Below are 25434 nucleotides of genomic sequence, written 5' to 3' on the forward strand. Positions count from 1 at the left end.
ACAGCCCGCGTGGCTGGGAGGATGCCCGGGGGCGTGGCCGCCCCACACGGCATACGCGACGCCGTGCCCTGCAGGACAACGTCACCACAGACACACGAGACCAAGAGAGGCGGAGCACATGGGAGCGCAGATGCGGATCTACCGCCAGCGCATCAAGTCCGTCAACTCCATCAAGAAGATCACCAACGCGATGGAGCTGATCGCTGCCGCACGCGTCGTCAAGGCCCGCCAGCGGGCCACCGAGGCGATGCCGTACACGACCGCGCTCACGCGCGCCGTGTCTGCGGTGGCGACCAACACGAACGAGGACCACCCGTTGACGACGGCGAAGGAGACCGCCAAGCGGGCCGGCGTCGTCATCATCACGGCGGACCGCGGACTTGCCGGTGCCTACTCCGTCGCGGCGATCAAGGAGAGCGCGGAGCTCATCTCCAGGCTGACCGCCGAGGGCAAGGAGGTCGTCCCCTACCTCGTCGGCCGCAAGGCCGTGAGCTACTACAAGTTCCGCAAGCGCGACTACGCCGCCGAGTGGACCGGGTTCTCCGACGCCCCGACCTTCGAGAACGCCAAGGAGATCGCCGACCGCATCACGGCCGACTTCCTCAAGGACACCGAAGAGGGCGGCAACGACGAGATCCACGTCGTCTTCACGCGCTTCCGGTCGATGGTCCGCCAGGACCCGCACGTGCTGCGCCTGCTGCCCCTCGAGGTCGTCGAGGCCGACGAGGCCGGCGACGACGAGAGCCTGGACCTCAGCGTGCACCACTACGAAGAGGGCCAGATCCCGCCGGAGTACTCCTTCGAGCCGAACGCCTCCGAGGTGCTCGACCTGCTCCTGCCGAAGTACGTCCGCAACCGCATCTTCACCGCGCTCCTCAGCTCGGCGGCCTCCGAGCTCGCGGCGCGCCAGCGAGCCATGAAGTCGGCCACCGACAACGCGACGGAGCTGATCAAGACCTACCAGCGCCTCGCGAACCAGGCCCGACAGGCCGGCATCACCCAAGAGATCAGCGAAATCGTGGGCGGCGCCAACGCCCTCGCCGACGCCAAGAAGTAACGCCCACAGGTAAGGAAGCAGACCACCATGACTGCAACTGTCAGCGACACCACGTGGACGGCCCCGCCCGCGGGCGGCGTCGGACGCATCTCCCGCATCATCGGCCCGGTCGTCGACGTGGAGTTCCCCGTCGACAACATGCCGGAGCAGTACAACCTGCTCACGACCGAGGTCACCCTCGCCGGTGAGACCAAGAACATCAACCTCGAGGTCGCCCAGCACATCGGCGACAACATGGTCCGTGCGATCTCGCTCCAGCCGACCGACGGTCTCGTGCGCGGCTCGGCCGTCCAGGACACCGGCGGCCCCATCACCGTCCCCGTCGGCGACGTGACGCTCGGCCACGTGTTCAACACGACCGGTGAGTGCATGAACCTCGCCGAGGGCGAGCGGCTCGAGGTCAAGGAGCGCTGGGGGATCCACCGCAAGGCCCCCGCCTTCGACCAGCTCGAGTCCAAGACGACCATGTTCGAGACGGGCATCAAGGTCATCGACCTGATGACCCCGTACGTCCAGGGTGGCAAGATCGGCCTCTTCGGCGGTGCCGGAGTCGGCAAGACCGTGCTCATCCAGGAGATGATCGCGCGTGTCGCCCGTGACCACGGCGGTGTCTCGGTGTTCGCCGGCGTCGGCGAGCGCACCCGTGAGGGCAACGACCTCATGGTCGAGATGGAGGAGGCCGGCGTCCTCGGCCAGACCGCCCTCGTGTTCGGCCAGATGGACGAGCCGCCGGGCACGCGTCTTCGCGTCGCCCTGTCGGCCCTGACGATGGCGGAGTACTTCCGCGACGTCCAGAAGCAGGACGTGCTCCTGTTCATCGACAACATCTTCCGCTTCACGCAGGCCGGCTCGGAGGTCTCGACCCTCCTCGGCCGTATGCCGTCCGCCGTGGGTTACCAGCCCACCCTGGCCGACGAGATGGGCACCCTCCAAGAGCGCATCACGTCCACGCGCGGTCACTCGATCACCTCGATGCAGGCGATCTACGTGCCGGCTGACGACTACACGGACCCGGCTCCGGCCACGACGTTCGCGCACCTCGACGCGACGACCGAGCTCTCGCGTGACATCGCGTCGATGGGTATCTACCCGGCCGTCGACCCGCTGTCCTCGACCTCGCGCATCCTCGACCCGCGCTACGTGGCAGCCGACCACTACAGCACGGCCGTGCGCATCAGGTCGATCCTCCAGCGCAACAAGGAGCTGCAGGACATCATCGCGATCCTCGGTATCGACGAGCTCTCCGAGGAGGACAAGATCCTCGTCAACCGGGCCCGTCGCATCCAGCGCTTCCTGTCGCAGAACACCTACGTCGCCAAGCAGTTCACCGGCATCGAGGGCTCGACCGTGCCGCTGTCCGACACGATCGAGGCGTTCACGAAGATCGCCGACGGCGAGTACGACCACGTCGCCGAGCAGGCGTTCTTCATGTGTGGTGGCCTCGACGACGTCGAGCGTCAGTGGGCGGACATCCAGAAGAACCTCTGACCCACACACGAGCGCCGGGATGACCGGTCTCACCCGACGACGGGGAGGTGCCCAGGTGGCCCTCCCCGTTCGTCGTGTCGTGGTACCCGTGCTCATGCTGCTCGTGGCTGTCACGCTGGCCGTCCGAGCCCGCTTCGGGCTCGACCTCGGCGACGGCACGCACGCGGTCGAGCTCGCGATGCGGCTCGCGCGCGGGGACCTGCCGTTCCGTGACGAGATGAACCTGCAGGTCCTGGGGGCCTGGCCGGCGGTGCCGTTCGTCTGGGTGTGGATGCATGCGGTGGGGCTCGAGGGCATCGTCCTCGCCTCCCGGGTGTACTTCGTCGTGCTCGCCGTGGCCGTCGCCGGGCTGGCCTGGTCGGCCGTGCGCGGGTTCCTGGGCCGCTGGGTCGCGGGCCTGGCCGCCCTCACGGCTGTCGTGCCGACGGCCTACAACCTGCAGCTCGTCGGCTACAACACGACTCCGGCCCTGCTCTACCTGGTGGGCGGGAGCAGCGCTGCCGGCGCGATCGCGAGGGGGTCGCTCGGCTGGGGCGTGCTCGGAGGTGCTGCTGCCGTCCTGGGGGCGATGAGCCATCCGGTCACGACACCGGCGGCCGTCGCCCTGCTGGTCGTCTCCCTGGTCCTCGCGCGCGGACGGGTGAGGGCCGGCCTGCTTGCCGGTGCCGTGGCGGCGACCGCGGTCGTCGTGGGGCTCGCGGTGGCGGTGTGGGGCATCGACCACGTCCGGGAGACCCTGGCCTTCACCACGGGCTACCAGCGGGAAGGGGTGGACCGCCTCGGGCGTCTCGGTACCTGGCTGTCCTACCTCGGCGGAGAGCTGGGCCGGCCTGCGGTGCTCGTCGCCCTGGCCCTCGGGGTGACTGCGGCCGTCGCGCTCTGGCGCGGCAGCCGCCTCGGCGGCCCCGTCCTCGTGGCCGCGGTGGCGATCACGACGGCCCACGGGCTGACTCGCGGAGCGAGCGCCGCGACCTACACCATCGGCTCGTGGCTGAGCCCCGTCATGGCGCTGGTCCTGTCGCTCGTGCTGCTGCCCTCCGCCCTGGTCGCGGCCGCCTGCCTGCGCGGGATGCCGGCGCGGCTGCTCGTGATCGGGGTGACGCCCGGGCTCGTGGGCGCTCCGGTCGTGGCGGCCTTCACTGCGTCGTCCCCGAGGTGGGGCGCGGTGGGGGCGTGCCTGGCGCCGGCAGTCCTCGCGGTGTCGGCGTGCGCCCTGACGGGCCTCGTGCGAATGGGTGGACCCGGCGTCCAGCAGCGAGAGGAGCCCGCTGGCACGGCGCGGACCCTCGTCGCGGCGGGGGTCGGCCTGCTCGTGCTCGGCTCCCTCGTCGCAGCGCACACGGCGACCAGCTTCCGTGATGCGCCCCTCGACCGTCTCGACGCGGCGGCGCCGTCCGGGGCGTATGCCGGCCTGCTGACGAGCCAGCGCCGGGCCGACGAGGTCGCCGGCGCCCAGGCGGCCCTGCGAACCTGCGCCCGACCGGGATCGACCGTCCTCGCGATCGGCTACCCGGCGGCATACCTCATGGGTGACGTCGAGTTCGGGAGTCCGGTGACGTGGCTCGGCGACTTCGGGGCCAGCACGTCGCACGTCGTGCGCTGGCTCGACGCGCGGGCCGTCGTGCCGGACTGCGTGGTGCACCCGGCCCGCTGGTGGGCGCCGCAGCGCCCGGGCGGCTCCGTCGTGGATCCCCTGCGTGACTGGGTGGGGGACCGCTACCACGAGACCACCTCCACGACCCAGCTCGTGGTGCTGGGCAAGAACTCCGGATGACGGGAGCCCTGCCAGACTGGGCACGGTGTGCGGGAGCACACGTCGTGAGCCGGGGACGGCGGGCATGTGCCGTCGACGCCCGGTGTTGCATCCACTGAGAGACGTCAGCGCCGACGAGCCAGCACCCACCGCAGGACGAGGAGAATCGTGAGCAGCTCCACCCAGCACTCCACGCGCCACCGTGTCGTGGTCATCGGATCCGGCTTCGGCGGCCTGTTCAGCACCCAGAAGCTCAAGGGGGCCGACGTCGAGGTCACCCTCATCGCACGCACGACCCACCACCTGTTCCAGCCGTTGCTCTACCAGGTGGCGACCGGCATCCTCTCCGAGGGCGAGATCGCCCCGTCGACGCGAGAGGTGCTGCACCGACAGCGCAACGCCAAGGTGCTGCTCGGCGACGTGACGAAGATCGACCTCGCCGCTCGCACGGTGACGCACTCCGCCGTCGGTCGCGAGACGGTCACGCCGTACGACTCCCTCATCGTCGCCGCCGGCGCCGGCCAGTCCTGGTTCGGCAACGACCAGTTCGCACGGCACGCCCCCGGGATGAAGTCGATCGACGACGCGCTCGAGCTGCGCGGGCGGATCTTCGGCTCCTTCGAGCTCGCGGAGCTCGCCACCACCCAGGCGGAGATCGACCGGCTGATGACGTTCGTCGTCGTCGGCGCGGGCCCGACGGGCGTCGAGATGGCCGGCCAGATCTCCGAGCTGGCGCGGCGCACCCTCAAGCGCGACTTCCGCCGCATCGACCCGACCAAGGCTCGGGTCATCCTGCTCGACGCAGCTCCGGCGGTGCTCGGCTCGTTCGGCGACAAGCTCGGCGACCGCGCCGTCGAGCGCCTGACCGAGATGGGCGTCGAGGTCCGGCTCGGGGCCAAGGTCGTCGACGTCGACTCGACCGGCATCGAGGTCGAGCGCGGCGACGGCAGCCGCGAGCGCATCGAGTCGGTCTGCAAGGTCTGGGCCGCCGGCGTCAGCGCCTCACCGCTCGGCCGCCAGCTCGCGGACCAGACGGGCGCCTCGCTCGACCGCGCCGGACGCATCGAGGTCCTGGACGACCTCACCCTGCCCGGCCACCCCGAGGTCTTCGTCGTCGGCGACATGATGGCCCTCAAGGGACTCCCCGGCGTGGCCCAGGTCGCGATCCAGGGCGGGCGCTACGCGGCGGAGCAGATCACGCGCCGGCTCGGGGGACAGGAGCCCAAGGGGCCGTTCGAGTACTTCGACAAGGGATCGATGGCGACGATCTCACGGTTCTCGGCCGTCGCGTCGGTGGGCAAGGCGCAGTTCAGCGGGTTCTTCGCCTGGATCCTCTGGTTGGCCGTCCACCTCGTCTACATCATCGGCTTCAAGCACCGCATCACGACGCTGCTGCACTGGGTCGTCACCTTCATCGGTCGCGGGCGGTCCGAGCGGGTCGTGACGGAGCAGCAGGTCTTCGCCAGACAGGCCATCGCCGACCTCGGGTCCGACTTCAGCCCCGAGCTGCCGCGCCTGACCAAGGACCGGCCCCACGAGAGCCCGCTGGAGAGTGCGCGCGAGACCCCGCCGGAGAGCCCGCAGGACGGTTCGGCCGTCGCCGAGCCCGCGGCGGATGCCTCCAGGGTCGACTGACCGTCACCGCAGACGCGACCGGGCCGGCTCCTCGTGGGAGCCGGCCCGGCGGCATACCTGCTGGGTGCCCGCGCTCGGGCGTCGGATCAGGGGACGAGTCGCTCCACGGCCGCGCCGAGGCGCGGGAGCGCGGCAACGACGTGCTCCTTGGCCTTGCCGCGCAGCGAGCCGTAGACCTTCGCCGCGGACCCGTGCGAGGTGCTGGCGGCCTTGGCGTCGGTCACCGCGAGCAGCGCGTCGGCGGCCGCGTCGGGCTGGGCCGCGAGGTGGGCGCCGAAGGCCTGCTCGCCCTTGGTGGCCCAGAACGGGTCGAGCGCGGTCGCGAACTGGGGGAGCAGCCGGTCGGTGGCGCTCGTGACGAAGTTGCCGCCGAGCTTCTTGGCGGCGGCGTAGCCGGCCTTGACGGCGGCGCCGCCGAAGCCGGACTTGTCGGCCACCTCGGCGTCGATGACGTCGGTGAGAGTGGCGACGGCAACGGGTCGGCGGGCCGTCTCGAGAAGGGCGTCGGACACGGCTGTGCTCATGGACTGGACTCCTGTGGAGGGTTGGGGATCGGAGCGGGCGGCCTGCGCCACCTCGCGTACGGAGCATCCTCGCAGAGGCACTAAACTGCAGAGCACACCCCCACGATCCGGAGGAAACGTGAGTTCGCTCAAGGTAGAGATGGTTGCCGCCGACCGGAAGGTCTGGGAGGGCGAGGCCAAGTTCGTACGCGCTCGGTCCATCTCGGGCGAGCTGGGCATCCTGCCGGGCCACGCTCCGTTGCTCGGCGTCCTCGTCGAGGGTGAGGTGGCCATCGAGTCCCTCGAGGGCGACCGTCGCACCGTGACGGTCGACGGTGGCTTCCTCTCGGTCGACTCCGACGTGGTGACGATCGTCGCCGAGCACGTCGACGCCTCGTCGCTGCAGACGAACTGAGTCCCCGCGTGCCGTCCGTTCTCGTCTCCACCGAGATCGTGATCGGCACGCTGCTGGTGATCGCGGTGGTCGTTCTCGCGACCACCTTCCTGCGCCGCCGCTACATCGCCAAGGGTCTGCCCCTGACGCTCTGCGGCATGCGCCGGTCGCCGTCGGACCGCTGGCGCCTGGGACTCATCAGGTTCGGCGACAACGCCCTCGAGTGGTACACCCTCGGGGGCGTCTCCGTGCGTCCGAGACACCGCTGGCTGCGCCAGCGCCTGCTGCTCGACGTCCCGGAGCTGCTCCGGGGCGGCGACTCCCTCCCGCTGCTTCCGGGGGCGAGCCGGGTTCCGTGCAGCGACGGTGACAGCGACTTCGAGCTGGCCCTGCAGGGACCTGCCTACACCGCGCTGCGGTCGTGGCAGGAAGCCGCGCCCCCCGGCTACAACGTCAACGTCGCCTGACGCCGCCGCCCCGCCGCCGGCGTCACACCGCCGTCCAGGAGCTGGCGGCGGGTGAGCAGACCATGCTGGTGCGTCGCGAGCTCGTGCAACGACGGGGAGAGGGTGCGGTCCACCACCCGAGAGTGCTCCGCGACCCAGCTGTCGAAGCTCCCGATGGTGTCCGCTGTGGACGGGGTGGGTCGCGCGGCAGGGGATGTGGACACCACGCGTGGTCGGACCTGTGGTCGTGCGCCAGATCGCGCCGGCGCTGCGCCTTGACGACATCACCCGCGCGATCTCGTGCGCTGCCCGACGCGAGACCAGAGGTCGCGCGCGAGGGCGTATGCCGTGTGGTTGGGTCAGTGCTTCCTGGCCCGTTCCGGCTTCTCGACGCGGCCGCCACCGGGCTGCCACAGGATGTCGCCGCCGATCGGCTTGTTCGCGACGCGGGCCAGGATGAAGAGCAGGTCGGAGAGGCGGTTGAGGTACTTCGCGGTCAGCACGTTGACCCCGCCCACGCCGCGCGCATCCGTGTCCTCGGCTGCCGGCTCGGTGCCGTGCTGGTCGACGGCCGCCCAGGCGGACCGCTCCGCACGCCGCACGATGGTCGTGGCGAGGTGCAGGTGGGCCGAGCCGGGAGTGCCGCCGGGCAGGATGAACGAGCGCAGCTTCTCGACCTGCTCGAGGTAGTGGTCGCAGTCCTTCTCGAGGTCGTCGACCCATGGCTGCTCGACACGCAGCGGGGGGTAGTCGTAACGCTGGCGCAGCGGCGTCGAGAGGTCGGCGCCGACGTCGAAGAGCTCGTTCTGCACGCGCTGCAGGGTGGCCTTCACCTCCTCGGTCAGGTCGCCGCAGGCCACGGCGATGCCGATGGCCGCGTTGGCCTCGTTGGAGTCGGCGTAGGCGTGGAGCCGGGCGTCGTTCTTGCTGACCCGGGAGAAGTCCCCGAGGCTCGTCGTGCCGTCGTCGCCGGTGCGCGTGTAGATCCGCGTCAGGTTGACCATGGGGCCACTCTCTCACCCGCCCCGGCCGGTCCGACGCTCGCCCACGTCCCCGCTAGGGTTCGGTGGGTGAGAGAGCGATTCCGCGTCGTCGGTGGTGCCCACCTGATGGGCGAGGTGTCCGTCGTTGGCGCCAAGAACAGCGCCCTCAAGCTGATGGCCGTGGCCCTGTTGGCGGTCGGTCGCACCACCTTGACGAACGTCCCGGCCATCGCCGACGTGACGATCATGGCCGAGCTGCTGCGGCGTCTCGGGGTGGGGGTCGACTACGACGCCGCCGCAGGTGTCGTGGTGCTCGAGGTGCCCGAACGCATCGGTCATCGCGCCGACTACGAGCTCGTCCGTGCCCTGCGCGCCTCCATCTCGGTGCTCGGCCCTCTCGTGGCCCGGGTGGGGGAGGCCGACGTCGCCGTCCCCGGTGGGGACGCGATCGGTTCCCGTGGGCTCGACCTCCACGCAGCGGGTCTGGAGGCGCTCGGGGCCGAGGTCCACGTGACCCACGGCTACCTCATCGCCACCGCTCCCCGTGGCCTGCGCGGCGCGGACATCCGCCTGGACTTCCCCAGCGTCGGGGCCACCGAGAACATCCTCACCGCGGCGGTCCTGGCGAGCGGCACGACGACGATCGACAACGTGGCCAAGGAGCCCGAGATCATCGACATCGCGCAGATGCTCGTCTCCATGGGGGCCCGCGTCGAGGGTGCCGGCACGTCCCGCATCACCGTCCACGGGGTGGACTCACTCGCCCCGACCGAGCATGCCGTCGTCTCCGATCGCATCGCCGCCGGGACCTGGGCCTTCGCCGCCGCGACGACCCGGGGAGACATCGAGGTCGTAGGCGGCGTCGCTGACCACCTGCGCGCGCCGTTGGGGGCGCTCGAGGCGGCCGGCTGCCGCGTCGAGGTCACCGACCGCGGCTTCCGGGTCTCGGCGCTCGAGCGGAGGCCGCGCGCCTTCGACGTCGCGACCCTGCCCTTCCCCGGCTTCCCGACCGACCTGCAGCCCTTCGCCCTGTCCTACAACGCGGTGGCGGACGGGTCGGCCATGATCACGGAGAACCTGTTCGAGGCGCGCTTCCGCACCGTCCAGGAGCTCGCCCGCCTCGGGGCCGACACCCAGGTCGACGGCCACCACGTCATGACCCACGGGGTCCCGATCCTGTCGGGTGCCCCCGTCGAGAGCAGCGACATCCGCTCGGGTGCGGCCCTGGTGATCGCGGGTCTCGTGGCCGAGGGCGAGACCCTCGTCAGCGGTGTCCATCACATCGACCGCGGCTACCCGCGCTTCGAGGAAGCGCTGCGGGCCATGGGTGCCGAGGTCACGCGCGAGCCCGACGACGAGCCCCCCTTCGAGTAGCAGGTCTCCAGCGCCCCAGGGGTGGATCGTCCCCTTTGCCCGGGAGTAGTCGAATCGGACCATGGTGCCCCATCACGTTGTTCGTCCCGAGGTCGTATTTCTTGACCACTTCTTGACTCCGAGGGGCAACGTTTCGGTTGGCTGAGGCGTCATCATGGTGACGGCACAGCGTTGAGAGGGGTCTGCATGACGCTGAACACCCACCGCAGGGGACCGGTCCGAGTGCTCGACGCACCCGACGGCCACGATGTCATCATCGAGGGTCGGCTCGACGTCCACACGGTTCCGGACATACGCGACGCGATTCACGCAGTCATCAACCAGGGGCCGGGCGAGCTGCGTCTGCATCTCGGCAGCGCCGAGATCGGTGACGCGACCGGTCTCGGGGTCATCGTCCACCTCCATCGGCGCGCCACCCGGGCCGAGCGGCGCATGCTGCTCGTCGACGCGAGCGACCGCACGACGCGCCTGCTGCGCGGGTGTCGTCTCGAGCGCATCCTCGCGCCGCGCCACGGCTCGGACGAGACCGGGTCCAGGGTGACTGTGGCGCCTCTCACCGCCTGAGCGCCTGCCCACGGCGAGGTGCCGCCGCTACCGTCGAGCCATGTCTTCGACGGAGAGCACACCGCCCCCGCCTGCCCGGGCGACGCCCGACCGTCCGTGGGTCATGCGCACGTATGCCGGTCACTCGAGTGCCGCTGCGAGCAACGCGCTCTACCGCCGGAACCTCGCGAAGGGTCAGACGGGCCTGTCCGTCGCCTTCGACCTGCCGACCCAGACGGGCTACGACCCCGACCACGTGCTGGCGCGCGGCGAGGTCGGCAAGGTCGGCGTGCCGATCAGCCACATCGGCGACATGGCGGCCTTGTTCGCCGACATCCCGCTGCGCGAGATGAACACGTCGATGACGATCAACGCGACGGCCATGTGGCTGCTCGCGCTCTACCAGGTCGCTGCGGAGCAGCAGGCCGAGGCCGCGGGGGAGGACCCCGCCGAGTGGGTGCGCTCCCTGGCCGGGACGACGCAGAACGACATCATCAAGGAGTACCTCTCACGCGGGACCTACGCCTTCCCGCCCGGTCCGTCGCTGCGCCTCATCACCGACCTCATCACCTACACGGTCCGCGAGATCCCCCAGTGGAACCCGATCAACATCTGCAGCTACCACCTGCAGGAGGCCGGGGCCACGCCGGTGCAGGAGATCGCGTATGCCATGTCGACCGCGGTCGCCGTCCTCGACGCCGTCCGCGACTCCGGGCAGGTGCCGGCCGAGGAGCTCCCGAGCGTCGTGGCCCGGATCTCCTTCTTCGTCAACGCCGGTGTCCGCTTCGTCGAGGAGATGTGCAAGATGCGCGCCTTCGTCGAGCTGTGGGACGAGCTGACCCGCGAGCGCTACGGCGTCACCGACCCCAAGGCGCGCCGGTTCCGCTACGGCGTCCAGGTCAACAGCCTCGGCCTGACCGAGGCCCAGCCCGAGAACAACGTCCAGCGCATCGTCCTCGAGATGCTCGGGGTGACGCTCTCGAAGGACGCCAGGGCGCGCGCGATCCAGCTGCCGGCCTGGAACGAGGCGCTCGGCCTGCCCCGGCCGTGGGACCAGCAGTGGAGCCTGCGCATGCAGCAGGTGCTCGCGTACGAGTCCGACCTGCTCGAGTACGACGACCTCTTCACCGGGTCGGTGGTCGTCGAGGCCAAGGTGGCCGAGCTCGTCGCCGGCGCCAAGGCCGAGATGGCGCGCGTCGAGGGGATGGGCGGCGCGGTCGCTGCCGTCGAGTCCGGCTACATGAAGTCCGCCCTCGTCGCCTCCCACGCCGAGCGCCGCCGCCGCATCGAGGCGGGCGAGGCCGTCGTCGTCGGGCTCAACCGCTTCGAGACGACCGAGCCCAACCCGTTGACCGCCGACCTCGACACCGCGATCCAGACCGTGGACGCCGACGTGGAGCGGCACGCCTCCGAGGCCGTACGCGCGTGGCGCGGGACCCGTGACGCCGACCCCGAGCGGCGCGCTCGGGCGGCAGCGGCGATGGAGCGCCTGCGCGCTGACGCGGCGTCGGGCACCAACCTCATGTCGGCCTCCCTCGAGTGCGCCCGCGCCGAGGTCACGACGGGGGAGTGGGCAGCGGTCCTGCGCGAGCAGTTCGGCGAGTACCGCGCTCCCACAGGGGTTTCCGGCTCCGTCGGTGTCGGCTCGAGCGAGCCGGGCGATGCCTTGTCGCACGTCCGTGAGCTCGTGGCCCGCACGGGTGAGGAGCTGGGCGAGAAGCTGCGCATCCTCGTCGGCAAGCCCGGCCTCGACGGTCACAGCAACGGCGCCGAGCAGGTGGCCGTCCGGGCCCGCGACGCCGGCTTCGAGGTCGTCTACCAGGGCATCCGGCTCACGCCGGAGCAGATCGTCGCGGCCGCGGTGGCCGAGGACGTCCACCTGGTCGGGATCTCGATCCTCAGCGGGTCGCACATGGAGCTCGTGCCCGAGGTGCTGCGCGGCCTGCGCGAGGCCGGGGCCGGTGACGTGCCGGTAGTCGTCGGCGGCATCATCCCCGAGTCCGACGCCGCCGCACTGCGGGCCGCGGGCGTCGCCATGGTCTTCACGCCGAAGGACTTCGGCCTCAACGACATCATGGGCGAGATGGTCGGTGTGATCCGCGCCGCACGTGGACTGGCGCCGCTCGAGTCCGCGCCGGCCTGAGCAGGCGTAGCGTCGCAGCATGAGCGACCTGCAGTGCGCCGCGCGCATCATCGTCGTCAACCCGCCCGGGCTCGCGGACGTGCCGTGGCTCGCGTCAGCGGTCCACCTCGAGAAGGTGCAGGCGGTGTATGCCGCCGACGACGTCCCCGACACCGGCCCCGTCGAGTCCCTGGCCGACGACCTCGGGGTTCCGTCGCACCTCGGTCACGGTGCCCTCCACGACGGCTCGTCCGGGCTCGAGGAGCTCGTCGACCGGCACCGCGGCGAGACGGTCGTCGTCGTCCGCGGAGGCGACGACCCCGACCCCGTGATGCTGCTCGTCGACGCGGACGGCATCACCCGCCAGCCGATCGAGGGCCTCGCCTGATGCCGTCCGCGGCATCCGCAGACGCCGTCGTGGCCGAGCTGGAGGCGGAGCGCAGCGACGAGGCGCACGCCTCGGCGCGCCGGCGGCTCGCGCCGACCGAGGAGGCGTTCGGGGTGCGGATGGGCACGCTCTTCTCCATCGCCAAGCGACACACCGGTCTGCCCCTCGCCGAGGTCGTCCGACTTCTCGCCCAGCCGGCCTACGAGCCCCGGCTCGCGGCGGTCTGCATCCTCGACTTCAAGGCCCGGCGCAAGCGCATCGACGGCCACGGCCGCGGCACCCTCGCCCGGACCTACCTCGGTCACCACGACCGGATCACCACGTGGGACATGGTCGACCGCGCCGCGCCGCGGGTCATCGGGCTCTGGCTCGTCGGACGTGACAAGCAGGTCCTGCGCGACCTCGCAGCCGCGCCGGAGCCGCTGCGGCGGCGCACCGCGATGACGGCCCCGCTCGGACTGCTCGACACTCCCGACGTGGAGGTCGGCTGGGAGCTGGCGGGGGAGCTGGCTCCGGACCGGGATCCCCTCGTGCACCAGCCGGTCGGCATCTTCCTCAAGCACGCCGGCGAACGGGACCCGGACCGGCTCGTGGCCTTTCTCGAGCAGCACGTCGCCGACATGCCGAGGCCGGCCGTGCGGCTGGCCGTCGAGAAGCTGCCGTCCGAGGTGCGTACGCGCTGGGTCGGGCGCCAGGTCGGGCGCTAGGTCAGCGGGCCGACGCGACCGCGCCACACGGCATACGCCATCGACGCCGCGGAGCCGTCAGAAGAGGCGGGACTCGGCGTCGTCGATGCCCTTGAGGGCGTCGTAGTCGAGCACGACGCAGCGGATGCCGCGGTCCTCGGCGAGTGTGCGTGCCTGCGGCTTGATCTGCTGCGCGGCGAAGACCCCGGTCACGGGCGCGAGGTGAGGGTCGCGGTTCATCAGCTCGAGGTAGCGGGTGAGCTGCTCCACGCCGTCGATCTCGCCGCGGCGCTTGATCTCGACCGCGACGCTCGTGCCCGACGAGTCCTTGGCGAGGATGTCGACGGGGCCGATGGCGGTCATGTACTCGCGGCGCACGAGCGACCAGCCGTGGCCGAGCGTGTGGATGTGCTCGGCGAGGAGCCGCTGCAGGTGGGCCTCGACGCCGTCCTTGACGAGACCGGGGTCGACCCCGAGCTCGTGGTCCGAGTCGTGCAGGACCTCGTGGAGCAGGACGGTCAGGCGGTCCTCGCTCTTGGCGTGCTGCACGCGCCAGACGGCGACGACCCCCTCACCCGACTGCGCCTCGTCCGGGTCGACCTCGGCCATGGTGCACGGCGGCGACATCCAGTTGAGCGGCTTGTACGAACCGCCGTCGCTGTGGACGAGCACCGAGCCGTCGGCCTTGACGACGAGCAGACGGGTCGCGAGGGGGAGGTGGGCGGTGAGGCGACCGTCGTAGTCGACGCTGCACCGGGCTATGACGAGACGCACCGCACCACCCTAGAGGAGGTCGCGTGGGGAGCGTCACGCCCCGGGCGGGTGTGGCGCGTGCAGCCCCTCTGCGAGACTCCACCCATGGCTCGTGAGTTCACCAAGGTCGGCGTCATCGGACTCGGCACCATGGGTGCCGGCATCGTGGAGGTCTTCGCCCGCAACGGCATCGACGTCGTCGCGGTCGAGGTCACCGACGAGGCGGTCGAGAGGGGCAGGGGCGTCCTGCAGCACTCGACCGACCGCGCGGTCACGCGCGGCAAGCTGACCCCCGAGGACCAGACCGCGCTCCACGCCCGGGTGCAGTTCACCAGCGACATGGCCGACCTCAAGGAGTGCCAGCTCGTCGTCGAGGCCGTGCCCGAGCACCTCGACCTGAAGAAGGACATCTTCGCCAAGCTCGACGCCATCGTGTCCGACGACGCGATCCTAGCGACCAACACGAGCTCGCTGCCGGTGACCGAGATCGCCGTGGCCACGATCAACCCCAAGCGCGTCGTGGGCATGCACTTCTTCAACCCGGCTCCCGTGCTCCAGTTCGTCGAGGTCATCAAGACCGTCATCACGAGCGACGAGATCTTCGAGGACGTCAAGGCGCTCGCCGAGCGGCTCGGCAAGAAGCCCGTCATCGTCGGCGACAAGGCGGGCTTCATCGCCAACGCCCTGCTCTTCGGCTACCTCAACCACGCCGTCGCGATGTTCGAGAGCAAGTACGCGACACGCGAGGACATCGACGCCGCGATGAAGCTCGGCTGCGGGTACCCGATGGGTCCGCTCGCCCTGATGGACCTCATCGGGCTCGACACGGCCTACGAGATCCTCGACACGATGTACAAGCAGGGCCGCGACCGCCTGCACGCCCCGAGCCCCATCATCAAGCAGATGGTCAGCGCCGGGCTCAAGGGTCGCAAGAGTGGCCGCGGCTTCTACACGTATGCCGCCCCCGGCAGCTCGGCGGTCGTCGACGACGCGCTGACGCCCACGGCGGCGGCGGGCTCGACGGCGGGCACGCGTCCGGTGCGGACCGTCGGCGTCGTGGGCTCCGGCACGATGGCGACCGGCATGGTCGAGGTCTTCGCCAAGGCGGGACTCGACGTGACGTTCGTCGCCCGCAGCGAGGCGAAGGTCGAGGCCGTGCGGGCAGCCCTTGCCAAGAGCCTCGAGAAGGCGGTCCAGCGCGGCAAGGCCACCGAGGAGGAGCGCGACGCGGCCCTCGGGCACGTGCGCGGCACGACGCGCCTCGAGGACCTCGCCCAGGTCGACCTCGTCGTCGAGGCGGTCGTCGAGGACCTCTCCGTCAAGCGTGCCCTCTTCGAGAACCTCGACGAGATCTGCCGCCCCGACGCGATCTTGGCGACGACGACGAGCTCGCTGCCCGTCGTCGAGTGCGCGGCCGCGACGAAGCGCCCGCAGGACGTCGTCGGCATGCACTTCTTCAACCCGGCGCAGGTCATGAAGCTCGTCGAGGTCGTGCACACCGTCTCGACGGCCGACGACGTCGTGGCCACCGTGCAGGCCCTCTGCGCGACCGTCGGCAAGCACGCCGTCACGTGCGGCGACCGGGCCGGCTTCATCGTCAACGCGCTGCTCTTCCCCTACCTCAACGACGCCGTGAAGATGCTCGAGGCCAACTACTCGACGGCCGACGACATCGACACCGCGATGAAGACGGGCTGTGGACTGCCGATGGGACCGTTCGAGCTGCTCGACGTCGTGGGTCTCGACGTGTCGCTCGCCATCGAGCGCGAGCTGTACCTCGAGTTCCGCGAGCGTGGCTACGCTCCTGCGCCGCTTCTCGAGCACCTCGTCACCGCCGGCTACCTCGGTCGCAAGACGGGGCGCGGCTTCCGCACCTACGCCTGAGACCTACGCTGGGGCCATGCCCTCGCGTCGTCGTCCCAGCAAGCACGCGCGCGAGCACGTGCCGCTCGACGTGACACGGATCCAGGGCGGCTCGACGCGTGAGGAGCCGTATGCCGGCACGCGCTGGACGGTGCGCTCCGTGAGTGGCGCGTCCGCCACGCGGGACTACCTGTGCCCGGGCTGCCAGCAGGACATCCCGCCCGGGGTGCCGCACGTCGTCGTGTGGCCCGCCGAGGGGGTGGGCGGTCTCGGTGACCGGCGTCACTGGCACACGGGCTGCTGGCAGCGCCGCGACGCGCGTCCACCCGGCAACTCCTACCGCTGACGCCCCCGGACGGACCTGTCGGGCTGCGGGGGAGTCGAGGGCTCACGCGTCGAGGACCGGTGCGAGCTCCCGGGCGACGAGGCGCAGGGGGGCGGTGTCGCGCTGGGCCCGGGCCAGCAGGATTGCCCCCTCCAGGGCGCACAGCATGAGGGTCGAGAGCGTCTCGGCACGCCTGCGGGTCCTGCCCATCGTCACCAGGGCGTCGGTGATGGGTCGGCGCCACGTCTCGAGAGCGGCCGAGGCCGCCTGTCGGACGGCCGCGTTGGTGTCGGCACAGTCGACGACGGCGCCCGCGACGGGGCAGCCGCGCTCGAAGTCGCGCCCCCGCAGGTCGGCGTCCCAGTCGTCGACCATGGCCGTGAAGAGCCGGCTGGGGGAGGGGCGGCGCATGCCCGCGAGGTGTCGGCCGATCCGGTCCGCTGCCCACGAGCCGGACCACTGGAGCGCCTCGGTGACGAGCTGGTCCTTGCCGCCGGGAAAGTAGTGCTGGAGGGAGCCGCGGGGCGCTCCCGCCTCGGCGACGACCTGGCGCAGTCCCGTCGCGGTGACGCCGGCGCGCCGCAGCTGCTGGGCCGTCTCGTAGACGATCCGATCACGGTGTCCGACGGGTCCATTTGGCATCCTCGGCCTCCTGCGTGCCACATGACTGCTTTCGCAGAACTATGACATGTGTCATGATCTTAAAGCCACTATGACGGTCGTCATAAGTCGTGGTCCGAGGAGGTCGGTGTGGAACGTGTGGGATTCATCGGGCTCGGCATCATGGGCACGCCCATGGCGACCAACCTTCTCCGGTCAGGGTTTCCCCTCGCCGTCTGGAACCGCTCACCTGACGCGCCGGCACGGTTGGGACTGCAGGGTGCACGCGTCATGGCCTCTCCGACCGACGTCTTCGCCGAGTGTGAGGTCGTGCTGCTGATGCTCGCGCACGAGACAGCGGTGGACGCGGTGCTGCGTCGGGGGACTGCCGAGTTCGACACCATGGTCGCCGGCCGCACGGTCGTGGCGCTCGGCACGACGTCCCCGACGTTCTCCGCGGGGCTCGAGCGGGACGTCGTGGCAGCAGGTGGGCGCTACGTCGAGGCGCCGGTGTCGGGCTCGCGGGTGCCTGCGGAGCGGGGCGAGCTGGTGGGCCTCGTCGCCGGCGACGAGGACGCGGTCGAGGAGGTCACGCCGCTCCTACGGTCGATGTGTCGCACGGTGCTGCCCTGCGGACCCGTGCCCGCGGGCCTCGGCACCAAGCTCGCCGTCAACCTCTACCTCTGCACCATGGTGGCCGGGCTGGCGGAGGCCTACCACCTCGCAACCGCACTGGGCCTCGACCTGACCGCCTTCCAGCAGGCGCTGGATGCCGGGCCGATGGCGAGCGCCGTCTCGACCCTGAAGCTCGCCAAGCTCGTCGAGCGGGACTTCGAGGCGCAGGCCGCGATCCGCGACGTCCACACGAACACGCGCCTCGTCGCCGACGCGGCCCGGTCGGTCGGCGCGGCAAGCCCCCTGCTGGACGTGACGCGTGAGCTCTTCCGGGAGACGGAGGACTCGGGGGCTGCGCTGCTCGACATGGCTGCCGTCGTGACCGCCCTCGAGAACCGCGACGGGATCACCGCGGCACGGCAGGTCCCGGCCGGCAGCCCTTGACCGCTGGGCGCCCTACCCCTTCGGCCGGGACGCGAGCACCTGCTCGCGGAGGATGTCGGCGTGGCCGCAGTGCTGGGCGAGCTCACGCAGCACGTGGAGGTGGACCCAGCGCAGGGGCAGCGGGCCGCGGCGGTTGCCCCGCACGACGTCGTCGAGTCCGAGGTGGGCCGTCACCGCTCGGGAGGCCTCGCACGCCTCCCGGTGCGCTCGCTGCACCGAGGCGATGGTGTCGGCCTCGTCGAGGACGAACGACTCGTCCGGCGTCGCGGGGATGCCGATCTCGGTCCGGGAGCGACAGGTCACGGCCTCGTCGAACCAGACCTTCTCGACAAAGGTCGCGTGCTTGACCAGGCCGAGCAGGGTTGTGGCCGACGGCACGAGGGAGCGCCGGGCCTCGGCCTCGCTGAGGTCGTCGAGGGAGGCCCTGAGGGCTGCGCGGTGCTCGTCGAGGAAGACCTCGAACTGGACGCGGGCGGGCTGGTCGATGACGTCCTCGGCGAACGTCGGGGGGAACGACATGGGGAGAGCCTGCCACGAGAGCGCCCGGTGCGCGCGCGCCGGGCGCACCGGCACAGGGGCCTAGTGCCGACGTTGCCTGGGGACGAGGACCTCCTCGTAGAGCAGCAGCGCGCCCGCGGCGAAGGGGATCGCCAGCAGGGCCCCGAGGATGCCGAGCAGGGCGCCGCCGGCGAGCGCGGCGACGACCGTCACGGCACCGGGCACGGCCACGGTCCGCTGCATGATGCGCGGCATGACGGCGTAGTTCTCGATCTGCTGGTAGACGATGAAGTAGATGATGACGATGAGCGCCTTCTTGGGCTCGTCGAAGAAGGCCACGATCGCGACGACGGACGCGCCGAGGGTCGCACCGATCATCGGGATCAGGCCGAGGAAGCCGACCGCGACGGCCAGCACGGCCGCGAACTGCAGCCCGATGAGGCTCATCATGATCCAGGCGAAGAACGCGTTGATCGCGGCGACGGCCACCTGGCCGATGGCATACGACCCCACCCGTCGCATGACCTCCTCCGCGAGGGAGGCGGTGCGCGGACGACGACTGGCCGGCACGAGGGCGTAGGCCGCCTGCTTGACCGCGGGCAGGGAGGCGAGGAAGTAGAGCGTGAGCACGAGCACCGTCAGGCCGCTGAAGACGCCGGTCGCGATGATCTTGCCGGCGTCGAGGACGCCACCGAAGACGCCTGCCCACAGGTTGCCGTCCGCGACCCGCTTGTTGACCTCCTCCTGGATGCGCTGGACGAGCTGGTAGCGGTGGTCGACGTCCTGCACCCACGGGTTGGCCAGGAGGTTGTCGAACATCCGCGGCACGTTCGTCGCGAGCTCGCTGCCCTGCTGGGCCACGGGCGGGATGACGACCCAGCCGACGAGGGTGAAGACGGCGAGCACGCCGAGGAAGACGATCGTCACGGCCCACCCCCGCCGCACGTTGCGCCGGGTCAGCGCCTCGACCAGAGGGTTGAGCGCCAGCGTCAGGAAGAGCGAGATGACGAGCAGCGTGATGACGGTGCCGAGACGGCCGACCGCCTGCACGACGGCGTATGCCGTGAGCACGCCGATGGCACCGACGAAGCCGATGTAGAAGGGCGACTGGCGGTTGAAGGGCGTGCCGCTCGGGCCGAAGTCCTTCCGGGGACCCTTGCCCCGCTTGCCGCTGCCGGTGGCAGCCGGGATGTCGGGGCCGGCCGGCGACGGCGGCTCGTCGCCGCGTCCCGCGTCCGCGCCCGTGGTGTCGAGGGGCAGGGCGCCGGCGAGGAGACCGGGCTCCGGCTGCCCGGCCTGCCCGTTCTGCGCAGCCCGCCCGGTCTGCTCGGCCTGCCCGTTCTGCCCGTCGCGCGAGGCACCGTGCCAGCCGTAGGCCGCCTCGGAGGCCCGCTCGTCGAAGCCGAGGTCGCGGGCCCTGAACTCGTCCATCCGAGCGCGCTGGGCGCGGCGGTACTGCGTCCACCGTCCCCAGATCTTCACGGTCGCGAGCCTACGTCAGGTGCCGCCTGCGGGCTCGGGGTGCCGGTCGCGTGTCAGTCCTCGGACCCGAGACGGAGGGCATACGGGTACGGAGTGGGTGAACGAGGACATGGCGGCGCCGTCGTCGCGGCGCCGTCCCACCCACCCGACAGGCACGAGGAGCACCCATGCCCAGCGTCACCCGCAGCTTCACCGTCCGACCCGCCCCGGCGGATGTCATCGACTACCTCAAGGACTTCGCGAACGCAGAGGAGTGGGACCCGGGCACCGAGTCGTGCACCCGCGTCGGGGACGGCCCGGTCGCGGTCGGCGCCCGGTGGCGCAACGTGTCCAGGATCGCCGGCGTGACGACCGAGCTCGACTACGAGCTGACCGAGCTCACCAACTCGAGCGTCGTGCTCGTCGGGCGCAACGACAGCGCGACCTCAACCGACACGATCACGGTCCGGCCGTCCGGTCAGGGCAGCCAGATCACCTACCACGCGGACCTCGACATGCACGGGCTCGCCAACCTCGCGGCTCCCGCCATGAAGCTGGTCTTCGAGAAGCTCGCGAACGACACCGAGGAGCAGCTGACGCGCGTGCTCGACGCCCGCTGACGGCACAGCGAGGCGCGAGCCCGCGTCACGAGGAACGGCGACACGAGGAACGGCGACACGACGAGGGCCGGTCCACCGCGATGGTGTGCCGGCCCTTGTCGTGGGTGGTGCGGGTGGCTACTGGTCGGCGAAGCGGTTGATCGCCTTCTCGAAGCCGGCGCGCTTCTCGGGGTCGCTGACTCCGAGACCGGGCTCGGGCGAGAGCGTCAGCACGCCGACCTTGCCTTGGTGGGCGTTCTGGTGGACGTCGAGCGCCGCCTGGCCCACCTCGTCCAAGGTGTAGGTCTTGCTGAGCGTCGGGTGGATCAGGCCACGGTTGACCAGCTCGTTGGCCTCCCACGCCTCGCGGTAGTTCGCGAAGTGCGAGCTGATGATCCGCTTCAGGTTCATCCAGAGGTAGCGGTTGTCGTACTCGTGCATGTAGCCCGACGTCGACGCGCACGTCACGATGGTGCCGCCCTTGCGCGCCACGTAGACGCTCGCCCCGAAGGTCTCGCGGCCCGGGTGCTCGAAGACGATGTCGACGTCGTGGCCGCCGGTGAGCTCACGAATCTTCTTGCCGAGGCGCTTCCACTCGCCCGGGTCCTGGGCGGTCCCCTCGTCGTTCCAGAAGCGGTAGCCCTCGGCGTTGCGGTCGATGATGAGCTCGGCGCCCATGGCGCGGCAGATCTCGGCCTTCTCGGGCGAGGAGACGACGCAGATCGGGGTCGCGCCGCCGGCGAGGGCCATCTGGGTGGCGTAGGAGCCGAGGCCACCGGACGCGCCCCAGATGAGGACGCGGTCGCCGAGTTTCATCGCGGCGCCGTTCTTGGAGATGAGCTGGCGGTAGGCCGTGCTGTTGACGAGGCCGGGCGAGGCGGCCTCCTCCCAGGTCAGGTGGCCGGGCTTGGGCATCAGCTGGTTGGCCTTGACGATCGCGAGCTCGGCGAGACCGCCGAAGTTCGTCTCGAAGCCCCAGATGCGCTGCTGGGGGTCGAGCATCGTGTCGTTGTGCCCCTCGGCGTCCTCGAGCTCGACGGAGAGACAGTGCGCGACGACCTCGGTGCCCGGCTTCCACTTCGTGACGCCGGGCCCAGTGCGCAGGATGACGCCCGCGAGGTCGGACCCGACGACGTGGTACGGCAGGTCGTGGCGCTTGGAGAACTCCGACATCCGGCCGTAGCGCTCGAGGAAGCCAAAGGTCGAGACCGGCTCGAAGATCGAGGTCCACACGGTGTTGTAGTTGATGGCGCTCGCCATCACCGCGACGAGCGCCTCACCGGGGGCGAGCTCGGGCACCGGCACCTCGTCGATGTGCAGCGACTTGCGCGGGTCCTTGTCGCGCGTGGCGAGCCCCTCGAACATGCCGACCTCGTCCTTGTGGACGGTCGCCCCGCGATATGTCGCGGGGATCTCGATGTTGGCGTAGGTCTCCTGGGTGCGGTCGCCGGAGAGGATGGCGTCGCGGATGGCCTGCATTGAAGGTCCTTACGTCGCAGCGTCATTGGTGGGTCGAGACAGTGTCGAACCAGTGCGGTGTGCTCCGAACGTAGCGAGACGTGACCCGCGGGTAGCCCGTTCTGAGACGGCCACCACAGGTGACCTGGGTCACGAGGGCCGAGGGGCGCCCGGGTACGGTCGGCGCGTGCGACGGATGACGCTGGGGCGGTGGTGCTGGCTCGTGCAGCCGGCCTACCTGGTCGCCGAGCTGCTCGCCGCGGCCGGTGCGTCGGCGGCATACTCCCTGCGCGACGACACGATCAGCGCGCTCGGGATGCTGACGTGCGCCCCCGGGCACGCGGGGTCGCTCGTCGACGTCTGCTCGCCCTGGCACGTCGGGATGAACACGGCCTTCGTCGTCTTCGGGCTGCTGCGTGCGGCGGGTGCCGTGCTGCTCCGGCCCGTGCTCGGGGCAGGGACGTGGGCGGGCGTCGCCGTCTCGCTGTGGGTCGCCTCGGCGCTCGCGGCTGCCGCGGTCGGCCTGGTGCCGGTGGACCAGCAGCCGGGGTGGCACGTCGTCGCAGCGCTGCCCGTCTTCGTGCTCCAGCCTCTCGCCGTCCTGGCCACGGGGGAGGCCCTCAGGCGCTCGGGAGCCGTCTCGCGGACCGTTGCCCGGTCGGGCCTGGTCGTCGGTGCCGTCACCCTCGCCGCGGCCGCCGGCTTCGGACTGCACCTGGGCGGCCCGACGTGGGTGGGCGGCCTCGAACGCCTCGCCCTCTGGCCCGCCTACCCGTGGCTCGCCGTCGTCGCGCTGGCACTGCCGGCCGCCACGAGGTCCGAGACCGTGACGAAGCGGTAGCCGTCGTCACGCAGGCGGCGGATGATCGCGGGCAGCCGGTCGATGGTGACGAGCCGGTCCTGCGACCCCGTGTCGTGCGCGAGCACGATGGAGCCGGGGCGCACCTGCGACGCGACGTCGTCGACGATGCCGTCCGGGCGGTCGGCCACGAGGTCCTCGCGCGCCTGCGCGGACCACAGGACGGTGGTGAGTCCCGCCTCGGCGGCCGCGAGCACGGTCGCCCCGCCGAGGTGGCCGTAGGGCGGACGGAACAGCCGGGGAGCCACCCCGTAGGTCTCCTTCATGAGCCGGCTCGTCCGCTCGATCTCGTCCCGGCAGCGCGACCAGTCGTGCCGGCCGAGGTCCGGGTGGTCGAAGGTGTGGTTGGCCAGCTCGTGGCGTCCCAGGCTGTCGCGGTGCAGGTCCCCGTGGTCGCGCACGTTGCGGCCGAGGCAGAAGAAGGTGGCCGGCACGTCCTCGGCGGCGAGGGCCGCCAGCACGCGGGGCGTCCACTCGGGGTGGGGGCCGTCGTCGAAGGTCAGTGCGACCCGCCGCTGGTCGCCCGGGCCGCTCCAGACGACAGACCCACCCGCCGCGGACGGCGGCGACCGGTCGGGGCGGATGGCGCTGACGGGGCTTCCGTAGAAGGGCAGAGGCGTGGACTCGTCGAGGTGCTCCTCGAGGCGCACGGCACCGACCGTCCCGGCTGCACCGACGACCGCGCCGGCCGCCGCGGTCAGGGCCTGACGGCGTGTCACCTCCATGGCAGCCGATGCTACGGGTCGGCCGTCCCGAACCTCGCGCGAGCGGCCGCGGTGCGTGCCACACTGGCGCCCGGTCGACGGGGAGGTCGCCGCGAGATCGAGGGAGGTGCGCGTGCGTCGTGCCGTGGTGGGCGCCCTGGCTGCCGTCGTCGCCGCCGGGTGCGGTCTCGTCCCGCAGCTCGTGGACGACGACCCCCTGCCGGTGCTGCGCAACGACGCCGGCTGGAGGGTGAGGTCCGTGCTGGCTCCGGCGACGCTCGGCGACCGGCTGATCGACCCGGTCGCAGAGGGAGTCTGGCTCGTCGACGGGCGCGTGCCGTCGGCGGGCGCTCGCACGCGCGTCGCGGCCCAGGCGCTTCGAGACCTCCATGCCCTGACCCGTCCGAACGGGGCCGTCGCGGCGGGTCCCGACGGTCCCTGGGCGTATGCGTGGCCGAGGGACTCCGCCTTCGTCGCGGTGGCGTTCGCCGAGACGGGGCACGCGGCGGACGCGCGCCGCGTGCTGGGCTTCCTCGCCCGGGTCCAGCTGCCCGATGGCGGGTTCGAGGCTCGCTACCGCCTGGACGGTTCGGGCCCGCCCGACGGCCGGCCCCGTCAGAGCGACGGTGCGGGCTGGGTCCTGTGGGCGCTCGAGCGGGTCCGGAGCGCGAGCGCGGACCGGGTGCTGCCGTCAGGGCTTCGAGGTCTGCGGGACCGCGCGTTCGCCTTCGCCCTCGCGCAGACGGACGCAGGGAAGCGCCTTCCGGAGGTATCGCCCGACTACTGGGAGGTCTCCGAGCGGCGGGTGACGCTGGGCACGGCGGCGCCCCTCGCGGCGGGTCTCGAGGGCGCGTCCCGGATGTACGCCGACGAGGGCGATGCAACACGGGCTCAGCAGGCGGCGCGGGCAGCGAGTGGGCTGCGCCGGCTGATCCGCTCGGAGTTCGGGCCCGACTACGAGCGGCACGGACACTCCGGAGGTTTGGACGCGGGGGTCGCGATGCTCATGCCACCCTTCGCCGCACTCGACGACGACGCCGCCGAGCGAGCCTGGGCTCGCTACCCGGTCCTGGCCCTGCGGAGCGCGGGTGGGCTGGCTCCCGGGGTCGAGTGGAAGAGCGACGGCGTCTCGTGGACCCCCGAGACGGCGATGGTCGCCTACACCGCCGCGGCGTCCGGGCACCCGCTCGAGGCCGAGCACTGGATGACGTGGCTCGACCGGCACTGCACGACGTGGGGCAGCCTCCCCGAGAAGGTCCTCCCGGACGGGCGCCCCGCCGGACCGGCACCGCTCGCCTGGACGGCGGCTCTCGTCGTGCTCACCGAGAGCGAGCTCGCCGCGCAGCGTTCTGGCGTCGACGCGTCAGTGAGCGGCGGCTGAGGGCTCCACGAGCTCCACGAGGACACCGCCGGCGTCCTTCGGGTGGATGAAGTTGACGCGACTGTCGCTCGTGCCGCGCTTCGGGGTGTCGTAGAGCAGTCGCAGACCGCGCTCGCGGAGGGTCGCGCACACGGCGTCGATGTCGGCGACGCGGTAGGCGAGCTGCTGGATGCCGGGGCCGCTGCGGTCGAGGAACTTCGCGATCGTCGACTCGGGGGAGAGCGGCGCGAGCAGCTGGATGCACGACCCCGACTCGCCGACGCCCATCATCGCCTCACGGACGCCCTGCTCGGCGTTCGTCTCCTCGTGGAGCATCGTCATGCCGTACTTCTCCTCGTAGAACGCGATGGCCGCGTCGAGGTCGGGCACGGCGATGCCGACGTGGTCGATGTGGGTGAAGAGGGGGTCGGGAGTGGCACTCATGGTCCCAACGTAGGGCGGCGTGACGGCATACGACCTGCGTATGCCGTGTGCGCTTGGTCATGCTCCGAGCGGGCCGCGG

The 25434-nt window shown here is 71.3% G+C and carries 26 protein-coding genes; 17 read left to right on the forward strand and 9 right to left on the reverse strand.

Annotated elements, in window-relative coordinates:
* Nucleotides 1–118 precede the first annotated feature (118 nt).
* The 4 genes from ABD831_RS07090 to ABD831_RS07105 all read left to right on the forward strand — a co-directional run bounded on the left by ABD831_RS07090 (nt 119) and on the right by ABD831_RS07105 (nt 5933).
* Nucleotides 119–1057, forward strand: coding sequence for a F0F1 ATP synthase subunit gamma (locus tag ABD831_RS07090; RefSeq protein ID WP_344943621.1), 939 nt, complete (start codon nt 119–121; stop codon nt 1055–1057).
* 27 nt (nt 1058–1084) lie between these two features.
* Nucleotides 1085–2545: a F0F1 ATP synthase subunit beta gene (gene atpD, locus ABD831_RS07095; protein WP_344943626.1), complete on the forward strand. Its 1461-nt coding sequence runs from the start codon at nt 1085–1087 to the stop codon at nt 2543–2545.
* A gap of 55 nt (nt 2546–2600) precedes the next feature.
* Nucleotides 2601–4319: a hypothetical protein gene (locus ABD831_RS07100; RefSeq protein WP_344943629.1), complete on the forward strand. Its 1719-nt coding sequence runs from the start codon at nt 2601–2603 to the stop codon at nt 4317–4319.
* Between the two features lie 147 nt (nt 4320–4466).
* Complete coding sequence (locus ABD831_RS07105; RefSeq protein WP_344943632.1) at nt 4467–5933, forward strand: NAD(P)/FAD-dependent oxidoreductase; 1467 nt, start codon at nt 4467–4469, stop codon at nt 5931–5933.
* 86 nt (nt 5934–6019) lie between these two features.
* Here the strand turns inward: ABD831_RS07105 and ABD831_RS07110 are convergent, their stop codons facing one another.
* A complete protein-coding gene (locus ABD831_RS07110) occupies nt 6020–6457 on the reverse strand; it encodes a DUF6918 family protein (RefSeq protein WP_344943635.1) in 438 nt (145 codons plus the stop codon).
* A gap of 118 nt (nt 6458–6575) precedes the next feature.
* On the opposite strand from ABD831_RS07110, the gene ABD831_RS07115 reads away from it, so the two are divergent.
* Complete coding sequence (locus ABD831_RS07115; RefSeq protein WP_142177206.1) at nt 6576–6851, forward strand: F0F1 ATP synthase subunit epsilon; 276 nt, start codon at nt 6576–6578, stop codon at nt 6849–6851.
* An 8-nt stretch (nt 6852–6859) separates the two neighbouring features.
* On the forward strand, nt 6860–7297 hold the full coding sequence (locus ABD831_RS07120; RefSeq protein ID WP_344943639.1) for a DUF2550 domain-containing protein: 438 nt from the start codon (nt 6860–6862) through the stop codon (nt 7295–7297).
* A gap of 338 nt (nt 7298–7635) precedes the next feature.
* Here the strand turns inward: ABD831_RS07120 and ABD831_RS07125 are convergent, their stop codons facing one another.
* Nucleotides 7636–8280, reverse strand: a complete 645-nt coding sequence (locus ABD831_RS07125; protein WP_344943641.1) for a cob(I)yrinic acid a,c-diamide adenosyltransferase — start codon at nt 8278–8280, stop codon at nt 7636–7638.
* A gap of 66 nt (nt 8281–8346) precedes the next feature.
* Between ABD831_RS07125 and murA the strand changes: the two genes are divergently transcribed.
* From murA to ABD831_RS07150, 5 genes are all read left to right on the forward strand, one after another.
* Nucleotides 8347–9633, forward strand: coding sequence for a UDP-N-acetylglucosamine 1-carboxyvinyltransferase (gene murA, locus ABD831_RS07130; protein WP_344943644.1), 1287 nt, complete (start codon nt 8347–8349; stop codon nt 9631–9633).
* Nucleotides 9634–9819: 186 nt separating this feature from the next.
* Complete coding sequence (locus ABD831_RS07135) at nt 9820–10197, forward strand: STAS domain-containing protein (RefSeq protein ID WP_185744631.1); 378 nt, start codon at nt 9820–9822, stop codon at nt 10195–10197.
* Nucleotides 10198–10300: 103 nt separating this feature from the next.
* On the forward strand, nt 10301–12319 hold the full coding sequence (locus ABD831_RS07140; RefSeq protein WP_344945351.1) for a protein meaA: 2019 nt from the start codon (nt 10301–10303) through the stop codon (nt 12317–12319).
* A gap of 19 nt (nt 12320–12338) precedes the next feature.
* A complete protein-coding gene (locus tag ABD831_RS07145; RefSeq protein WP_344943647.1) occupies nt 12339–12686 on the forward strand; it encodes a hypothetical protein in 348 nt (115 codons plus the stop codon).
* Nucleotides 12686–13393 (forward strand): DNA alkylation repair protein, encoded by a 708-nt coding sequence (locus tag ABD831_RS07150; protein ID WP_344943650.1) that lies wholly within the window; start codon nt 12686–12688, stop codon nt 13391–13393. Before ABD831_RS07145 ends, ABD831_RS07150 begins: the two co-directional genes overlap by 1 nt.
* A gap of 57 nt (nt 13394–13450) precedes the next feature.
* On the opposite strand, the gene nucS is transcribed toward ABD831_RS07150, so the two are convergent.
* The gene (gene nucS / locus ABD831_RS07155; RefSeq protein WP_142177214.1) at nt 13451–14146 is read right to left on the reverse strand and encodes an endonuclease NucS; all 696 of its coding nucleotides are present in this window, start codon (nt 14144–14146) and stop codon (nt 13451–13453) included.
* An 84-nt stretch (nt 14147–14230) separates the two neighbouring features.
* On the opposite strand from nucS, the gene ABD831_RS07160 reads away from it, so the two are divergent.
* Both ABD831_RS07160 and ABD831_RS07165 read left to right on the forward strand, forming a co-directional pair.
* Nucleotides 14231–16009, forward strand: coding sequence for a 3-hydroxyacyl-CoA dehydrogenase family protein (locus ABD831_RS07160; protein ID WP_344943654.1), 1779 nt, complete (start codon nt 14231–14233; stop codon nt 16007–16009).
* Between the two features lie 16 nt (nt 16010–16025).
* Complete coding sequence (locus ABD831_RS07165) at nt 16026–16334, forward strand: hypothetical protein (RefSeq protein WP_142177216.1); 309 nt, start codon at nt 16026–16028, stop codon at nt 16332–16334.
* Between the two features lie 42 nt (nt 16335–16376).
* On the opposite strand, the gene ABD831_RS07170 is transcribed toward ABD831_RS07165, so the two are convergent.
* Nucleotides 16377–16955 (reverse strand): TetR/AcrR family transcriptional regulator, encoded by a 579-nt coding sequence (locus tag ABD831_RS07170; RefSeq protein ID WP_344943658.1) that lies wholly within the window; start codon nt 16953–16955, stop codon nt 16377–16379.
* A gap of 108 nt (nt 16956–17063) precedes the next feature.
* On the opposite strand from ABD831_RS07170, the gene ABD831_RS07175 reads away from it, so the two are divergent.
* Entirely contained in the window at nt 17064–17972 is a 909-nt protein-coding gene (locus ABD831_RS07175; protein WP_344943661.1) for an NAD(P)-dependent oxidoreductase, read from the forward strand.
* Between the two features lie 12 nt (nt 17973–17984).
* On the opposite strand, the gene ABD831_RS07180 is transcribed toward ABD831_RS07175, so the two are convergent.
* Together ABD831_RS07180 and ABD831_RS07185 are read right to left on the reverse strand one after the other, a co-directional pair.
* Nucleotides 17985–18491: a DinB family protein gene (locus ABD831_RS07180; RefSeq protein WP_344943664.1), complete on the reverse strand. Its 507-nt coding sequence runs from the start codon at nt 18489–18491 to the stop codon at nt 17985–17987.
* 60 nt (nt 18492–18551) lie between these two features.
* Nucleotides 18552–19952 carry an AI-2E family transporter gene (locus tag ABD831_RS07185; protein WP_344943668.1) on the reverse strand — a complete coding sequence of 467 codons (1401 nt, stop codon included), beginning with the start codon at nt 19950–19952 and terminating at the stop codon, nt 18552–18554.
* A 167-nt stretch (nt 19953–20119) separates the two neighbouring features.
* On the opposite strand from ABD831_RS07185, the gene ABD831_RS07190 reads away from it, so the two are divergent.
* Nucleotides 20120–20551, forward strand: coding sequence for an SRPBCC family protein (locus ABD831_RS07190; protein ID WP_344943671.1), 432 nt, complete (start codon nt 20120–20122; stop codon nt 20549–20551).
* A gap of 117 nt (nt 20552–20668) precedes the next feature.
* Here the strand turns inward: ABD831_RS07190 and ccrA are convergent, their stop codons facing one another.
* Entirely contained in the window at nt 20669–22009 is a 1341-nt protein-coding gene (gene ccrA, locus ABD831_RS07195) for a crotonyl-CoA carboxylase/reductase (RefSeq protein ID WP_344943674.1), read from the reverse strand.
* Nucleotides 22010–22184: 175 nt separating this feature from the next.
* Between ccrA and ABD831_RS07200 the strand changes: the two genes are divergently transcribed.
* Nucleotides 22185–22829: a DUF998 domain-containing protein gene (locus tag ABD831_RS07200; protein WP_344945354.1), complete on the forward strand. Its 645-nt coding sequence runs from the start codon at nt 22185–22187 to the stop codon at nt 22827–22829.
* Here the strand turns inward: ABD831_RS07200 and ABD831_RS07205 are convergent.
* Nucleotides 22757–23572, reverse strand: coding sequence for a polysaccharide deacetylase family protein (locus tag ABD831_RS07205; protein WP_344943677.1), 816 nt, complete (start codon nt 23570–23572; stop codon nt 22757–22759). The two genes, ABD831_RS07200 and ABD831_RS07205, sit on opposite strands and share 73 nt — an antisense overlap.
* A gap of 112 nt (nt 23573–23684) precedes the next feature.
* Between ABD831_RS07205 and ABD831_RS07210 the strand changes: the two genes are divergently transcribed.
* Nucleotides 23685–24932, forward strand: a complete 1248-nt coding sequence (locus ABD831_RS07210; RefSeq protein ID WP_344943680.1) for a glycoside hydrolase family 15 protein — start codon at nt 23685–23687, stop codon at nt 24930–24932.
* Here the strand turns inward: ABD831_RS07210 and mce are convergent.
* Nucleotides 24915–25355, reverse strand: a complete 441-nt coding sequence (gene mce, locus ABD831_RS07215; protein ID WP_344943683.1) for a methylmalonyl-CoA epimerase — start codon at nt 25353–25355, stop codon at nt 24915–24917. The two genes, ABD831_RS07210 and mce, sit on opposite strands and share 18 nt — an antisense overlap.
* Nucleotides 25356–25434 lie beyond the last annotated feature (79 nt).

The sequence above is a fragment of the Terrabacter ginsenosidimutans genome (genome assembly GCF_039539425.1).
Taxonomy (GTDB): Bacteria; Actinomycetota; Actinomycetes; order Actinomycetales; family Dermatophilaceae; genus Terrabacter; species Terrabacter ginsenosidimutans.

Coding starts and splice junctions, on each gene's coding strand:
- ABD831_RS07140 (WP_344945351.1), top strand. CDS start 10,301: ATGCGCACGTATGCCGGTCACTCGAGTGCCGCTGCGAGCAACGCGCTC.
- ABD831_RS07145 (WP_344943647.1), top strand. CDS start 12,339: ATGAGCGACCTGCAGTGCGCCGCGCGCATCATCGTCGTCAACCCGCCC.
- ABD831_RS07090 (WP_344943621.1), top strand. CDS start 119: ATGGGAGCGCAGATGCGGATCTACCGCCAGCGCATCAAGTCCGTCAAC.
- ABD831_RS07205 (WP_344943677.1), bottom strand. CDS start 23,572: ATGGAGGTGACACGCCGTCAGGCCCTGACCGCGGCGGCCGGCGCGGTC.
- ABD831_RS07165 (WP_142177216.1), top strand. CDS start 16,026: ATGCCCTCGCGTCGTCGTCCCAGCAAGCACGCGCGCGAGCACGTGCCG.
- ABD831_RS07200 (WP_344945354.1), top strand. CDS start 22,185: ATGACGCTGGGGCGGTGGTGCTGGCTCGTGCAGCCGGCCTACCTGGTC.
- ccrA (WP_344943674.1), bottom strand. CDS start 22,009: ATGCAGGCCATCCGCGACGCCATCCTCTCCGGCGACCGCACCCAGGAG.
- ABD831_RS07180 (WP_344943664.1), bottom strand. CDS start 18,491: ATGTCGTTCCCCCCGACGTTCGCCGAGGACGTCATCGACCAGCCCGCC.
- ABD831_RS07110 (WP_344943635.1), bottom strand. CDS start 6,457: ATGAGCACAGCCGTGTCCGACGCCCTTCTCGAGACGGCCCGCCGACCC.
- mce (WP_344943683.1), bottom strand. CDS start 25,355: ATGAGTGCCACTCCCGACCCCCTCTTCACCCACATCGACCACGTCGGC.
- ABD831_RS07160 (WP_344943654.1), top strand. CDS start 14,231: ATGGCTCGTGAGTTCACCAAGGTCGGCGTCATCGGACTCGGCACCATG.
- ABD831_RS07135 (WP_185744631.1), top strand. CDS start 9,820: ATGACGCTGAACACCCACCGCAGGGGACCGGTCCGAGTGCTCGACGCA.
- ABD831_RS07150 (WP_344943650.1), top strand. CDS start 12,686: ATGCCGTCCGCGGCATCCGCAGACGCCGTCGTGGCCGAGCTGGAGGCG.
- ABD831_RS07170 (WP_344943658.1), bottom strand. CDS start 16,955: ATGCCAAATGGACCCGTCGGACACCGTGATCGGATCGTCTACGAGACG.
- ABD831_RS07125 (WP_344943641.1), bottom strand. CDS start 8,280: ATGGTCAACCTGACGCGGATCTACACGCGCACCGGCGACGACGGCACG.
- ABD831_RS07190 (WP_344943671.1), top strand. CDS start 20,120: ATGCCCAGCGTCACCCGCAGCTTCACCGTCCGACCCGCCCCGGCGGAT.
- atpD (WP_344943626.1), top strand. CDS start 1,085: ATGACTGCAACTGTCAGCGACACCACGTGGACGGCCCCGCCCGCGGGC.